The following is a 14,392-nucleotide window of genomic DNA, read 5'->3' as shown; positions in this document are numbered from 1 at the left end:
AAATAATAAAATTAAGGCTAAGAAGCATGAGTAAAGAAATATTACTGGTTGTTGATGCGGTATCAAATGAAAAAGCATTACCGAGAGAAAGCATTTTTGAAGCAATGGAAACAGCTTTAGAAACAGCAACCAAGAAAAAATATGAAGGTGATATAGCGGTACGTGTTTGTATTGACCGTATATCTGGCGAGTTTGACACATTTCGTCGTTGGTTAATTATTGAAGATGATGAAGCGATGAGCAATCCTTTTGCCGAAATTAGCTTGTCAGCTGCGCAATATGAAAATGCCGAACTAAATGTCGGTGATTATGTTGAAGATCAAATTGAATCAGTCAAGTTTGATCGTGTTACCACACAAACAGCTAAACAAGTTATTGTACAAAAAATTCGTGAAGCAGAGCGCGCGTTAGTTGTTGATGCTTACCAAGAACAAATTGGTGAATTAGTAACAGGCGTAGTAAAAAAATCGAGTAGAGAAAGCGTTATTTTAGATTTAGGTAATAATGCTGAAGCAATAATTTATCGCGATGATATGTTACCGCGTGAAAGTTTCCGTCCAGGTGATAGAGTTCGTGGTTTATTATATGAAATAAAGCCAGAAGCACGCGGCGCACAGTTATTTGTTAGTCGTACAAAACCAGAAATGTTAATTGAGCTTTTCCGTCTTGAAGTACCAGAAATTGGTGAAGAAATGTTGGAAATTAAAGGTGCGGCTCGTGATCCTGGTTCACGTGCTAAAATTTCTGTGAAAAGTAATGACAAACGTATAGACCCTGTTGGTGCATGTGTTGGTATGCGCGGTTCACGTGTACAAGCGGTATCTGGTGAGCTAGGTGGCGAACGTGTTGATATTGTTTTGTATGATGATAACGTAGCACAATATGTTATTAACGCAATGGCGCCTGCTGAAGTGGCTTCGATCATTGTTGATGAAGACAAAGGCACTATGGATATTGCGGTTGAAGAAAGTAATTTAGCCATGGCAATTGGTAGAAGCGGTCAAAATATTCGTTTAGCAAGTCAACTAACTGGCTGGGAACTAAACGTAATGACTGTTGAAGCCATGAAAGAAAAACATCAGGCAGAAAATGACAAGGTATTAAACTTATTCATCGAAAAGCTAGACTTAGATGAAGATTTTGCTACGTTACTTTCTGATGAAGGCTTTACGTCTTTAGAAGAGATTGCTTATGTACCTGTAGCTGAAATGCTCGAAATTGATGGTTTAACTGAAGAAATTGTAGAAGAGCTTCGTGATCGTGCTAAAGAAGCATTAACCACACAAGCTTTAGCAAGTGAAGAGTCATTAGAAGGCGCAGAGCCAGCAGCTGACTTGCTTGCTCTTGATGGCTTAGAGCGTCACTTAGCGTTTGTTTTAGCAAGTCGTGGTATTTGCACATTAGAAGACTTAGCAGAGCAAGGTATTGACGAAATAAGCGATATAGAAGAATTAACTGAAACCAAAGCGGGTGAGCTAATAATGGCAGCACGTAACATTTGTTGGTTTAACGAAGAATAAATAACACCGGGAGAATAGCGTAGATGGCAGATATAACTGTAGCAGAACTTGCCAAAGAAATTGGCACACCGGTGGAGCGTTTAGTGAGCCAGTTGGCTGATTCAGGCGTGATGAAATCGGCAACTGATGTGATTTCGCAAGACGAAAAAGAATCCTTGTTGGGGTATTTAAAAAAACAACATGGTGATAACTCAGAAGCTAAGCCGAACAAGCTAACATTAAATCGTAAAACTAAATCTACCTTGACAATGGGTCATGGTAGTAAAGCGAAATCGGTTAATGTTGAAGTACGTAAAAAACGTACTTATGTTAAACGAAGTGAGATAGAAGAGCAGCAAATAGCCGAAGCAGCAGCGAAAGCTGAAGCAGAAGCGGCAGAAAAAGCTGAAGCAGAAGCGAAAGCGAAAGCTGAATTAGCAGCGAAAGAAGCAGAAAATGCACGTGCTGTTGCCCTAGCAAAAGCAGAAGCAGAAGCTGAGCGTAAAGCATCAGCCAAGCTTGAAGCGGCAGAAAAGGCGAAACAAATGGCTGCTGAAAAAGCCAAAAATCCAGAACAAGCACCTGTGGCAAAAGTTGAAGAAACCGAAGAAGCTAAAAAACTTCGTTTGATTCAGGAAAGAGAGGCCGCAGCAAAAATTGAAGCAGAAGCGAAAGAAGCTGCTGAAGCTGCAAGAAAATTAGCAGAAGAAAATGAAGCGCGTTGGAAAGCTCAAGAAGAAGAACGTAAAGCGAAAGAAAAAGAAGTCGTTCATGTTACTTCGTCTAAATATGCGCAAGAAGCAGAAGATAAAATTGATGCTGCAGATGAAGGTGCAGGTCGACGTCGTAAGAAGAAAAAAGCGGCACAAGACAAAAATGCTAATGCTGGCCGTTCTGGTAAAGGGCGTAAAGCTACTTTATCAGCACCACAAAGTTTGAAGCATGGTTTTACTAAACCTGTTGAAACTAAAGTACAAGATATACGCATTGGTGAAACAATTTCTGTTGCTGAACTTGCCAACAAAATGGCTAAAAAAGGTGCTGAAGTTGTTAAAGCTATGTTCAAAATGGGTGCTATGGCAACCATTAACCAAGTAATAGACCAAGAAACAGCCGCATTGGTTGCTGAAGAAATGGGCTTTGATGTTGTTCTTGTTAAAGAAAATGCACTAGAAGAAGCCGTATTAGCAGATCGCGGTGCAGCAGGTGAAGCAATTACTCGTGCACCAGTAGTGACTATTATGGGTCATGTTGATCATGGTAAAACATCACTACTTGATCACATTCGAGAAGCAAAAGTTGCTGATGGTGAAGCGGGAGGCATTACTCAACATATTGGTGCTTATCACGTAGAAACGGGTCATGGCATGATCACATTCTTAGATACTCCAGGCCATGCTGCATTTACTGCCATGCGTTCACGAGGTGCAAAAGCAACAGATATTGTTATTATTGTGGTTGCCGCTGATGATGGTGTTATGCCTCAAACAATAGAAGCAATTCAACATGCGAAAGCATCTGAAGCACCTATTATTATTGCTGTAAACAAAATGGATAAAGAAGGCGCCGATCCAGACAGAGTGAAGAGTGAATTATCACAACACGATGTATTATCTGAAGAGTGGGGCGGTGATGTACAATTTTGTCATGTTTCAGCAAAAACAGGTTTAGGCATTGATGAATTATTAGACGCGGTATTACTGCAATCTGAAGTGCTAGAGTTAACAGCTGTTATTGATAAAATGGCTAACGGTGTTGTTGTTGAGTCAAAACTAGATAAAGGACGTGGCCCTGTTGCAACGGTTCTTGTGCAAGAAGGTACGTTGAGACAAGGTGATATCGTACTTTGTGGCTTAGAGTATGGCCGCGTGCGTGCGATGCGAGACGAAAACGGTAAAGCAATTCAGTCAGCTGGTCCATCAATTCCGGTAGAAATACTGGGCTTAAGTGGTGTGCCGCAATCAGGTGATGAAGCTACTGTTGTTAAAGATGAGAAAAAAGCGCGTGAAGTTGCTTTATATCGTCAAGGTAAATTCCGTGATGTTAAATTAGCACGTCAACAAAAAGCGAAGCTTGAGAACATGTTTGCTAGCATGGCCGAAGGTGATATATCTGAAGTAAACGTCGTAATTAAGTCTGATGTTCAAGGGTCACTAGAAGCAATCACTGATTCATTACTTAAACTTTCTACTGATGAAGTAAAAGTTAAAATTATTGGCTCAGGTGTTGGTGCTATTACTGAAACGGATGCAACGTTAGCGGCAGCTTCAAATGCGATTGTTGTTGGTTTTAATGTACGTGCTGATGCGTCTGCTCGTAAAGTGATCGAGTCTGAAAATATTGATTTACGCTATTACAGTGTTATTTACTCATTAATTGAGGAAGTTAAACAAGCAATGAGTGGTATGCTTGCGCCTGAATTCAAACAAGAAATTATTGGTTTGGCTCAAGTACGTGATGTATTCAAATCACCTAAAATTGGTGCTATTGCTGGTTGTATGGTTACTGAAGGTCTTATCAAACGTAGCGCTCCAATTCGTGTTTTACGTGATAATGTTGTTATTTACGAAGGTGAACTTGAATCATTACGTCGCTTTAAAGATGACGTACAGGAAGTTCGTAATGGTACTGAATGTGGTATCGGCGTGAAAAACTATAATGACGTTCGCGTTGGCGATCAAATTGAAGTTTTTGAAACGGTAGAGGTTCAGAGAAGTCTTTAATTGACTGACCTTCGAATATAGAAATTAGAACGGAGGCTAAGCCTCCGTTTTTGTTAGGAGAAATTCATGGCTAGAGAATATGCCCGTACAGACCGTGTTGGTCAGCAAATTCAAAAAGAAATTGCTGTTATTTTAATGCGTGAAATTAAAGATCCACGTTTAAGTATGACGACAGTTTCAGCAGTTGAAGTAACACGCGATTTAGCGTACGCAAAAGTGTTTGTTACTTTTTTTAATGATAGCGAAGAAGATATTAAAACTTCGCTTGAAGTGTTGGCCGAAGCAGAAGGCTATATCCGTTCATTATTAGGAAAGCGTTTACGTGCGCGAATCATGCCGCATTTACGTTTTGTTTATGACAAATCAATGGCTGAAGGGGTCCGTATGAGTGCTTTGGTGGATCAAGCCGTTGCGAGTGACAGCCATAAAAACGACATAACAAACGAAAGCGCAAATAACAGCACAGACAATAGTATAGAAGATAGTGAAAAGAGCGAATAAGTTATGGCAAAACGTAGAAAAGGTCGTCCTGTAAATGGTGTTCTATTATTAGATAAGCCTTATGAAATGTCATCAAACCATGCATTACAAGCTGTTAAGCGTGTTTACTTTGCACAAAAAGCGGGTCACACAGGAGCCTTAGATCCTTTGGCTACGGGAATGTTGCCAATATGTTTAGGTGAAGGCACAAAGTTTTCGCAATTTTTATTAGACACAGATAAAACCTATCAAGTGACTGCTAAACTTGGTATTCGTACAACCACAAGTGATGCAGATGGCGACATAGTTAGTGAAAAACCTGTCGATATTTCACCTGAACAGTTAAATAAAGCGTTGAACCATTTCCGTGGTACTACCAAACAAGTTCCGTCTATGTATTCAGCATTAAAATACCAAGGTAAGCCTTTATATAAATATGCGCGTGAAGGAATTGAAGTACCTCGGGAATCACGTGATATTACTGTATTTTCGTTAGAACTATTACGTTTTGAACTTGATGAAGTTGAACTCAAAATTCATGTGTCAAAAGGCACTTATATCCGTACCATTATTGATGACTTAGGTGAGTTATTAGGGTGTGGTGCTCACGTTGCAGAATTACGTCGCTTAGCTGTAGGTAGTTATCCCGTTGATAAAATGGTGACATTGCCGCAACTTGAAGCGTTACTTGCACAAGCAAATTCAGACGAAGTATCACCGTCAGTACTACTTGATCCTTTGTTGTTACCTATGCAAAGTGCTGTTGATGGTATGCCTGCTGTTTATGTTGATGACATGTCAGCTAACTTTTTACGTCACGGTAATCCTGTTCAAGCTTATAAAGCACCGATGGATGGCAATGTTCAAGTGTATATAGGTGAAGACGAAAACGATAAAAATGCTGAGTTTATTGGTGTGGGCGTTATAAATGATGACGGACAAGTTGCACCAAAACGTATTGTAGTAATTTAGCTGAGTCAGCTCTGTTTTGGCTAATATTGTTTTACAGCACTTTAATTCTTGCAATTTACTAATTGGCTGCTAGAATACGCGCTCTTTCGTTACCTCGGCTGAATTAGTGTTTGGCTTAGGTTGTTATTTTAACTTGTTTCATCAATAGAAATAAGTTTTACACTAAGGATTTATAATGTCTTTAAATGCTACACAAAAAGCAGCTATCGTTGCAGAATATGCTCAAAAAGAAGGTGATACAGGTTCACCAGAAGTACAAGTTGCTTTGTTATCAACACAAATTAACCATTTACAAGGTCACTTTAAAGAGCACATCCATGATCACCATTCACGTCGTGGTTTATTACGCATGGTTGCACAACGTCGTAAATTACTTGATTACTTAAAAGGCAAAAACGTTGAACGTTATACTGCTTTAATTGGTAAATTAGGTCTACGTCGTTAATTGTTGATTTATCTATTTTAAAAAAAGGAGCCTTTGGCTCCTTTTTTGTTTTTTAAATGAACATAAAAACCTTAACTCGCGATTCTTGCTAGCAAAAAATGCTCAGGTCAGTATAATATGCGTGTTTGTTTTTAGCTGTTTTAATCAGTGATAAATGTAAACACAAATTTTAATAAAATAATCAATCAAACTGTATAATTTTTTGTTCTACTTAGCCGTATATTAAGAAGGTTTAAGTGAATAAATAATTGTACAGATTGATTAAAATAATCAATACGTTACTGTTTAAGTCTTTTAAAGGGAAAGCAGAACGTGAAAAATAAAGGAAACATAGTAAATGTTTAATCCAGTAACTAAAAAATTTCAATTTGGTAAACATACAGTAACACTTGAAACGGGCACTATTGCTCGTCAAGCATCAGCAGCAGTAATGGCAAGTATGGACGATACTTCTGTATTAGTCTCAGTAGTTGCTAAAAAAGAAGCGAAAGAAGGCCAAGACTTTTTTCCATTAACCGTTAATTATCAAGAGCGTACTTACGCTGCAGGTAAGATTCCAGGTAGCTTTTTTAAACGTGAAGGCCGTCCTTCTGAAGAAGAAACCTTAATTGCTCGTTTAATTGACCGTCCAATTCGTCCATTATTCCCTGAAGGTTTCACTAACGAAGTACAAGTAATTATTACGGTTGTTTCGGTTAATCCTGAAATTGCTCCTGATATTATTTCACTCATTGGTACTTCTGCAGCTTTAGCTATTGCGGGTGTTCCATTTAGCGGTCCTGTTGGCGCAGCACGCGTTGGTTATACTGAAGGTCAATATATTCTTAATCCATTACAATCTGAATTACCAACAAGTCAGTTAGATTTAGTGGTTTCAGGTACTGATTCGGCTGTTTTAATGGTTGAATCTGAAGCTGACGTATTATCTGAAGAAGTGATGCTAGGTGCTGTTGTTTTTGGTCATGATCAAATGCAAGTAGCAATAGACGCGATTAAAGAATTTAAAGCTGAAGTAAATACGCCTGTATGGGAGTGGACCGCACCTGTTAAAAATGCAGAGCTTGTTGCAAAAATTGCTGAGTTAAGTGAAGCACAAGTAAATGAAGCGTATCAAATCACTGAAAAAGCTGTTCGTTATGAAAAAATAGCTGAAATTCGTAACTCAGTTGTTGAAGCGTTATTAGCTGAAAATGCCGAACTTAATGTTCAAGAAGCAAAAGATTTATTCCATGATTTAGAAAAAACCGTTGTGCGCGGTCGAATTACACAAGGTAGCCCACGTATTGATGGTCGTGATCCTGAGTCGATTCGTGCATTAGACGTGATGACAGGTGTACTACCACGTACTCATGGTTCTGCTGTTTTTACTCGTGGTGAAACACAAGCGTTAGTTACAGCGACATTAGGTACACAACGTGATGCACAACGTTTAGATACTATTATGGGTGAAAAAACTGATGCATTTATGTTGCATTACAACTTCCCTCCATACTGTGTAGGTGAAACGGGTTTTGTTGGTTCTCCTAAGCGTCGTGAAATTGGTCATGGCCGTTTAGCAAAACGTGGTATGTTAGCGGTTATGCCAACCATTGAAGAATTTCCGTATGCTGTGCGTGTTGTTTCTGAAATCACTGAATCGAATGGTTCATCTTCAATGGCGTCTGTATGTGGCACTTCATTAGCGCTAATGGATGCTGGTGTACCAATTAAAGCTTCTGTTGCGGGTATTGCAATGGGTCTAGTAAAAGAAGGCGAAAACTTCGTTGTGCTTTCTGATATTTTAGGTGATGAAGATCACTTAGGTGACATGGACTTTAAAGTAGCAGGAACAACAGGTGGTATCACTGCACTGCAAATGGATATTAAAATTGAAGGTATTACGCAAGAAATTATGCAAATTGCGTTAAACCAAGCAAAAGCAGCACGTACTCATATATTGTCAGTTATGGATGAAGCAATTAAAGGGCACAGAGATGATATTTCTGAATTTGCTCCACGTATTCATACCATGAAAGTTAATCAAGATAAAATTCGTGATATTATTGGTAAAGGTGGCGCAACTATTCGTCAACTTACTGAAGAAACGGGTACAACTATTGAGATTGATGATGATGGTACAGTAAAAATTGCTGCGACTTCTGGCGAACAAGCAGAAGATGCGATTAATCGCATTAAAGCTTTAACTGCTGAAATTGAAGTTGGTACGCTTTACACAGGTAAGGTTGTGCGTATTGTAGATTTCGGTGCTTTCGTTAATGTATTACCAGGTAAAGATGGTTTAGTTCATATTTCACAAATTTCAGACGAGCGTGTTAATAACGTAAGTGACGTGTTATCTGAAGGTCAAGAAGTGAAAGTTAAAGTATTAGAAGTAGATCGCCAAGGCCGCGTACGTTTAAGTATTAAAGAAGCTATGGAAAAACCAGCAGAAGAAACACCTGCAGCAGAGTAACTTTAGCGATTGTAAATGACTCAGTCATTTACAATTTAGTCTATTAAAAAGGAGCCTTTTGGCTCCTTTTTTGTTGGTAGATCAAGTACAATCGTTGACACTAGACATTTTATTTTATTAATTTTAAGGCAACTGAGTGAATTTATTCTTTTCTCTATGCAAATTTACACCGTTAAGGGTGACTTTTTATTTTTCGTTCTTCTTGCTTATACAAGGTTGTGTGTCACTGGATGCGAATGATAGTACTAACAATACATCTATAATGAGCCAATTAGTGATTGCTGAACCTTCACCTGTTAACTTTAAAAGTGAAATTGCTATTGCGCGTTTGTCTGAAGTTATAAGCCACGTTAAAATTACTGATGAACAAAAAGCACAGCTTCATTATGATAGAGGCGTTTTATATGACAGTGTTGGTTTACGTGCGTTAGCGCGTATAGATTTCACGCAAGCTCTAAAATTTAATGCAAATTTAACAGATGCTTATAACTTTTTAGGTATACATTTCACACAATTAACTGAATTTTCTCAAGCTTATGATAGCTTTGATGCTGTTTTAGAACTTGAACCAGAGCATGAGTATGCGCACTTAAATCGCGGTATAGCGCTTTATTATGGTGATAGACCCATATTAGCAGCACAAGATTTTAATGATTTTCATCATGAAAAAAATGATGATCCATATCGTTTGTTATGGTTATATTTAGCAGAGCATGAAGTTGATGCAGTATTAGCTAAAACAAAATTAAAAGAAAGAGCAAACCAAGTTGATGAACGTATGTGGGCAAAACAAATTATTTACCTTTATTTGGGAGAAATAAGCCAAGAAACCTTTATCAATGAGTTAACAAATAATGTGCAGTCAAATAAAGCGCTGACGGACCGACTGTGTGAAGCTTACTTTTATTTAGGTAAATACAACCAAATTAAAGGCGATCATGGTGCAGCAGTTAATTTCTTTAAATTATCACTAAGCACTAACGTTTACGAATTTGTTGAACATAGATACGCACGACTTGAGTTAGATTTAATGCGCACAATAAAAGCATTATAGTTTATCTCATGTAACACCACTTAATATATTTACGTGTTTTATTGAATTAGTAGAATAAATAAATGAAAAAAATGCTGCTCATCATGAGTTTGTTTATTTTCCTGTTATCGGGATTATCAGCAAGCTCATTTTTTTTAGACGATTACTTAACGAATTTAATTGCTAAAAATAAACATAGCCAAGCACAATTAAGCTTTGCTATTGAGCATGAAAATTTAATGGCACTTAACCATGCTTTGAATAGCTCAGAATTTCATAGTGAACAATGGCTCTCTTTGGCAAAAGTTTTAGCAAAAACACAAGGAGAGGCTGCATATCAATTAGCGCTTTATTATAAAGCATCGCCCCAAAAAATGATCTTTTGGTTTAAAAGTGCTAGCCGACTTGGATTTCATCAGGCAACTTTGGCATTAGCGCAACACTTTTTTGATCAAAATGATTTTGCAAGCGCGGAAAAAACATTACTATCATTTTCTGCTAATAACCTAAGTATTAACACTAAACTACATACTAGGTTACAAACCAAATTATTGATATTGAAATTGAATCTAGCCATCAGCCAAGGTCAAGTTGGCTACATAGAGAACAGTCTTCTCCATGATACTCAATTATTAAAAGAAACGGTAGAAGGGCGGGTATTACTAAATGATATTGAAAAATATCAAATAGGCAAACTGACAAATAAAGCATTAGATACTAGTAAAATGATTCAGCAATGTGAAAATAGTATTCAGCTTTTTGCAACAAGTCTCAGTCACTTAAAAAAATTAGAAGGTATCATTGCTGATTTTAATACTCAGCCACTAAGTCGAGCAGTTTGTTTTGCTTCTGTACGTTATATGCCAGTGCATGCCCTTGACTGTACTAAGCGCCAACAAGCGGCAATTCGTTGTGATGAATCACTGTGGGCACCTTATGCTAATTCAATTCAAACACGTTATGTAGGTGTTATGTTGCCTCAAGGTGGCGCTAATGTTCATTTTGGTATGTTATATTTTGATTCACAAGATACGGTAGACGTTGTCGCTCATGAAATTAGTCATTTATTGGGATTTGTCGATGAATATCCTCTGCAAGCGGAACATAATACTTGCCAGGTAACGCAAACTAAATCTTTTTCACAAAACATAGCCGTACTTGAAAACACTTATTATGGTGACAGAAGAACGATTCGATCTAAAATATTGAAGCAATTAGCATGGGGGAAATATATTAAAGACAATACACCCATTTTACAGTCAGTGACAGCGTCGAACGGTAAACGAAATTGGCAGCTAGGAACCCCTGAAGAATTTAATAATGAGGTTGGGGTATTTAACGCACAAACGTGTAAAAAAACAAACGCGAAAATGAGGGAGGATTTTAGTGCTTATAAAGGGCTAGCACAACGTACTCAGTTACAATATTTTTCGCTCAGCTTTCCACCACTGTATAGTTTACTGCTGAAAGAGAATACAACACATTATAGAATGCCTAGTTTTCACTACAATATTGCTTTAGCTTACTTTCAACAATCGGCCATTGGAAAGAATGTTTCAGAAGATGTTGCTTTACAACGAATAGCGCGACATAAAAAAAATATTAAGCTTGCAAATTATTGGCTTGAACAATCAGCTAGGTGGGAAAGTGAACGTGACCGATACAATAAAGTACGTCAGGGAGGTTTTTAATATTTGGCATGAATTAATATTATTTGGTATAAATTTGTAGTGTTCTTAGTGGGGAAATAATCGCTAACTAAATGACTAATTAATTTATATTATAAAAGTAAATAGTTAGCGTAATTTTATCAGCGAACAATATTGATAATAGGTTGTTGCGGTTGAAGAGGGCCTTCATCGGTATTAGTGTAACTTTGCGGTATTACTTTAGCATCAGATTTGATTGTTGCTGTTGGCCACATTGTATAATTTTCAATGTATTGAACAGATTGGTTAGCTTTTGACTGCTCACTGCGAATGTTTTTTTTATTTGATCCTTTTTTAATTCTTGAAAACCACGAATATAACGTCATCATATTTCCTCGTATAATCCTTCGTACTCTTAAAACTATTATATATCATAAGCGACTAAATCACCTATACATAATCGATTTTTGTCAGAGATAAGATAAGGTATAATTATGACGAAATTATTATCTCATTGTTTTTAAGTAGATATTTATAAATGAAGCCTTTTAATCCAGAACAGTTTCGTCAACACTTTCCTCTTATTCGCGAAAATAGTTTAGTTGAATTATCGCGAGAAAGACAATCGCCTATCATATATTTTGATAATGGTGCTACTACACAAAAACCTGACTGTGTTATTCAAACTCATGTGTCTTTTTATGAAGCCACGAATGCAAACGTTCACCGTGCATCACACCAGTTGAGCAGTAAAGCAACGCTAGTTTTTGAGCAGGCTAGGGAAACAGTAAAAAACTTTATTAATGCTAAATCAATTAAAGAAATTATTTGGACAAAGGGAACAACAGACAGTATTAATTTGATTGCATCGAGTTTAGGAAAAACAATCTTAAATAAATCAGATGAAATTATTTTAGCCGTGAGTGAGCACCACGCAAATATTGTTCCTTGGCAGTTAATTGCTGAGCAAACTGGGGCGTTAGTCAAAATATTATTGCTTGATAAATCAGGAAGAGTAGATCTTAATCATTTTGATGAGCTTTTAACGAGTCGAACAAAAATAGTGTGTTGTGCTCATGTTTCAAACGTTTTGGGTAAATTAAATCCTATCGATGAAATGATTGTTAAAGCAAAAAAAGTAAATGCTATTACAGTGATTGATGGCGCGCAGGCTGTCGCACACTTCCCTGTTGACGTTCAGGCGCTTGATTGTGATTTTTATCTATTCTCTGCTCATAAAATGTACGGACCAACAGGGGTAGGGGTATTGTATGGTAAGCAACCTCTACTTGAATTGATGCCACCTTATCAAACTGGTGGTGAAATGATCAAAACAGTAAGTTTTAAAACTAAAACTACCTTTAACGTTTTACCATTCAAATTTGAAGCAGGCACACCTAATATTGTTGGTGCTGTAGCTTTTGCTGAAGCAATCAATTTTACTAATCAGTTTAATCAGGGAGAATTGGCACATTATGAGCAAAAATTAACACAATATTGCTACCATGCGTTAAGTCAAATCCCTCAAATCAACTTTATTGTTGAACAAATACCTGATATTCCAGTTATTTCATTTTTTGCTACAGGGCATCATAACCATGACCTTGCCACTAGTCTGGACAGTTATGGCATTGCAGTACGTAGCGGGCATCATTGTGCTATGCCCTTAATGGAGTATTTATCTATTTCAGGTTGTTTACGTGTCACATTAGCGGCATATAACACCTTTGCTGAAATCGATTATTTTATTAAAACACTTAAGTATCTTATGCAATCAGATCATAATGCAGTTAACAGTTTAGGTACTTCTACAATGAGTGTTATTTCTAAAAAAAATAATACACATGTTAGTGATACTTTAAAGGTCACTGATACTGGCGTTACAAGTGAAGCGATTATTCAAAAGTTTTTATCAATTAAAGGGTGGGATTCTCGTCACCGTGAGATTATGTTATTAGGTAAACAATTAACGCGTTTAGATAAGAGTTTGAGAAATGATAGTAGTTTAATTAGCGGTTGTGAAAGTTTAGCATGGTTAGTTGCAACAAAAAATACGCAAGGAATTTTAAGCTTTCAAGCGGATAGTGATGCAAAAATTATTCGTGGCTTGTTAGTCATAGTACTAGCCGCATTTAATAATAAAACGTTAGCGCAAATAGAATCATTTGATATTCAGGCGTATTTTGAACATTTAGGTTTGATACAGCACCTAAGCCCCTCACGAGGTAATGGTGTATTAGCAATTGTAGATAAAATTAAATTGTTAGCGCGCTAAAGTGTAAGTTGAAAATTACTGATGCTTTTTTAATAACTTGTCTATTGCTCTACCAACAGCAAAAAAAGCAAAAGTTGCTGTAACATGGGTTGTTGCACCAAAACCAGCACTGCAATCTAAACGCATAGCCGTATTACTGTTATCCGTAACCTCTGGTTTTGCTAAGCAGACGCCTCCCAGCTCAGTGGGGTAACGTAATTGCTCGGTAGAAAAAACCGCATCAATTGCAAATTTTCTTTTACTTTTTTTGGGTAAATCAGCTCGTGGAAAGTTAAATTCGCGGCGTAGTTGATTTTTAACCTTTGCTAGTAAGGGATCTTGGTAGGTTTTACTTAGATCCGCAGTAGCTATTTTACTGGGGTCTACTTGGCCTCCTGCACCACCGATAGTGATTATAGGCAATTTATTACGTTTGCAGTAGGCAATTAATCGTGTTTTTATATCAACAGAATCAATGGCATCAATAACATAATCAAACTTTTTACTCAGTAAGTTGGGTAAATTTTCTACTGTAATAAAATCTTCAATGGCATCAACCTGACATTCAGGGTTAATTTGCTTGATGCGAGTACACATCACATTCACCTTACTTTCGCCAATGGTTTCAGTCAATGCGTGAATTTGACGGTTAATATTAGTCATACAAATGTCATCAAGATCAATTAGAGTTATATTGCCTACGCCATTTCTAGCGAGTGCCTCAGCAACCCAAGAGCCAACACCACCAATACCTATAATACAAAAGTGTGAATTTTTTAAAATATGAGCGCCGTGTTGACCATATAGGCGAGCTATTCCGCCGAATCTTAATGAATAATCTGACATTTTACTGATAACACAAGGTTAATACTAAATTGGCGTCAT

At 37.2% G+C, this 14,392-nt stretch carries 11 protein-coding genes; 9 read left to right on the top strand and 2 right to left on the bottom strand.

Translation table 11 applies throughout. The annotated features are described in order from the left end of the window. Positions 1–26 precede the first annotated feature (26 nt). The 8 genes from nusA (at position 27) to ACE1OF_RS01895 (ending at position 11,295) form a co-directional block, all read left to right on the top strand. Positions 27–1,520, top strand: a complete 1,494-nt coding sequence (gene nusA, locus ACE1OF_RS01930; protein WP_448892323.1) for a transcription termination factor NusA — start codon at positions 27–29, stop codon at positions 1,518–1,520. Positions 1,521–1,543: 23 nt separating this feature from the next. Beyond that, positions 1,544–4,222, top strand: coding sequence for a translation initiation factor IF-2 (gene infB, locus ACE1OF_RS01925; RefSeq protein WP_448892322.1), 2,679 nt, complete (start codon positions 1,544–1,546; stop codon positions 4,220–4,222). A 66-nt stretch (positions 4,223–4,288) separates the two neighbouring features. Beyond that, positions 4,289–4,723: a 30S ribosome-binding factor RbfA gene (gene rbfA / locus ACE1OF_RS01920; RefSeq protein WP_448892320.1), complete on the top strand. Its 435-nt coding sequence runs from the start codon at positions 4,289–4,291 to the stop codon at positions 4,721–4,723. 3 nt (positions 4,724–4,726) lie between these two features. Further along, positions 4,727–5,674 carry a tRNA pseudouridine(55) synthase TruB gene (gene truB / locus ACE1OF_RS01915; protein WP_448892318.1) on the top strand — a complete coding sequence of 316 codons (948 nt, stop codon included), beginning with the start codon at positions 4,727–4,729 and terminating at the stop codon, positions 5,672–5,674. A gap of 175 nt (positions 5,675–5,849) precedes the next feature. Next, the gene (gene rpsO / locus ACE1OF_RS01910) at positions 5,850–6,119 is read left to right on the top strand and encodes a 30S ribosomal protein S15 (protein ID WP_448892317.1); all 270 of its coding nucleotides are present in this window, start codon (positions 5,850–5,852) and stop codon (positions 6,117–6,119) included. Positions 6,120–6,456: 337 nt separating this feature from the next. After that, on the top strand, positions 6,457–8,571 hold the full coding sequence (pnp, locus tag ACE1OF_RS01905) for a polyribonucleotide nucleotidyltransferase (protein WP_448892316.1): 2,115 nt from the start codon (positions 6,457–6,459) through the stop codon (positions 8,569–8,571). Positions 8,572–8,707: 136 nt separating this feature from the next. Then, complete coding sequence (nlpI, locus tag ACE1OF_RS01900) at positions 8,708–9,625, top strand: lipoprotein NlpI (protein ID WP_448892315.1); 918 nt, start codon at positions 8,708–8,710, stop codon at positions 9,623–9,625. A gap of 62 nt (positions 9,626–9,687) precedes the next feature. Continuing rightward, positions 9,688–11,295, top strand: coding sequence for a hypothetical protein (locus ACE1OF_RS01895; RefSeq protein WP_448892313.1), 1,608 nt, complete (start codon positions 9,688–9,690; stop codon positions 11,293–11,295). Between the two features lie 119 nt (positions 11,296–11,414). Here ACE1OF_RS01895 and ACE1OF_RS01890 read toward each other — a convergent pair whose 3' ends face one another. Further along, positions 11,415–11,639, bottom strand: a complete 225-nt coding sequence (locus ACE1OF_RS01890; RefSeq protein WP_448892312.1) for a hypothetical protein — start codon at positions 11,637–11,639, stop codon at positions 11,415–11,417. 152 nt (positions 11,640–11,791) lie between these two features. Here ACE1OF_RS01890 and ACE1OF_RS01885 point away from each other — a divergent pair, with 152 nt between their 5' ends. Then, on the top strand, positions 11,792–13,528 hold the full coding sequence (locus ACE1OF_RS01885; RefSeq protein WP_448892310.1) for a SufS family cysteine desulfurase: 1,737 nt from the start codon (positions 11,792–11,794) through the stop codon (positions 13,526–13,528). A 15-nt stretch (positions 13,529–13,543) separates the two neighbouring features. Here the strand turns inward: ACE1OF_RS01885 and tcdA are convergent, their stop codons facing one another. Beyond that, a complete protein-coding gene (tcdA, locus tag ACE1OF_RS01880; protein WP_448892308.1) occupies positions 13,544–14,353 on the bottom strand; it encodes a tRNA cyclic N6-threonylcarbamoyladenosine(37) synthase TcdA in 810 nt (269 codons plus the stop codon). Positions 14,354–14,392 lie beyond the last annotated feature (39 nt).

The organism is Colwellia sp. E150_009 (assembly GCF_053543955.1).
Note: the sequence above shows the minus strand (reverse complement) of the source record. Positions and strands in the feature narration are given on the sequence as shown.

Coding starts and splice junctions, on each gene's coding strand:
- truB (WP_448892318.1), top strand. CDS start 4,727: ATGGCAAAACGTAGAAAAGGTCGTCCTGTAAATGGTGTTCTATTATTA.
- pnp (WP_448892316.1), top strand. CDS start 6,457: ATGTTTAATCCAGTAACTAAAAAATTTCAATTTGGTAAACATACAGTA.
- ACE1OF_RS01895 (WP_448892313.1), top strand. CDS start 9,688: ATGAAAAAAATGCTGCTCATCATGAGTTTGTTTATTTTCCTGTTATCG.
- tcdA (WP_448892308.1), bottom strand. CDS start 14,353: ATGTCAGATTATTCATTAAGATTCGGCGGAATAGCTCGCCTATATGGT.
- nusA (WP_448892323.1), top strand. CDS start 27: ATGAGTAAAGAAATATTACTGGTTGTTGATGCGGTATCAAATGAAAAA.
- rbfA (WP_448892320.1), top strand. CDS start 4,289: ATGGCTAGAGAATATGCCCGTACAGACCGTGTTGGTCAGCAAATTCAA.
- rpsO (WP_448892317.1), top strand. CDS start 5,850: ATGTCTTTAAATGCTACACAAAAAGCAGCTATCGTTGCAGAATATGCT.
- ACE1OF_RS01885 (WP_448892310.1), top strand. CDS start 11,792: ATGAAGCCTTTTAATCCAGAACAGTTTCGTCAACACTTTCCTCTTATT.
- ACE1OF_RS01890 (WP_448892312.1), bottom strand. CDS start 11,639: ATGACGTTATATTCGTGGTTTTCAAGAATTAAAAAAGGATCAAATAAA.
- infB (WP_448892322.1), top strand. CDS start 1,544: ATGGCAGATATAACTGTAGCAGAACTTGCCAAAGAAATTGGCACACCG.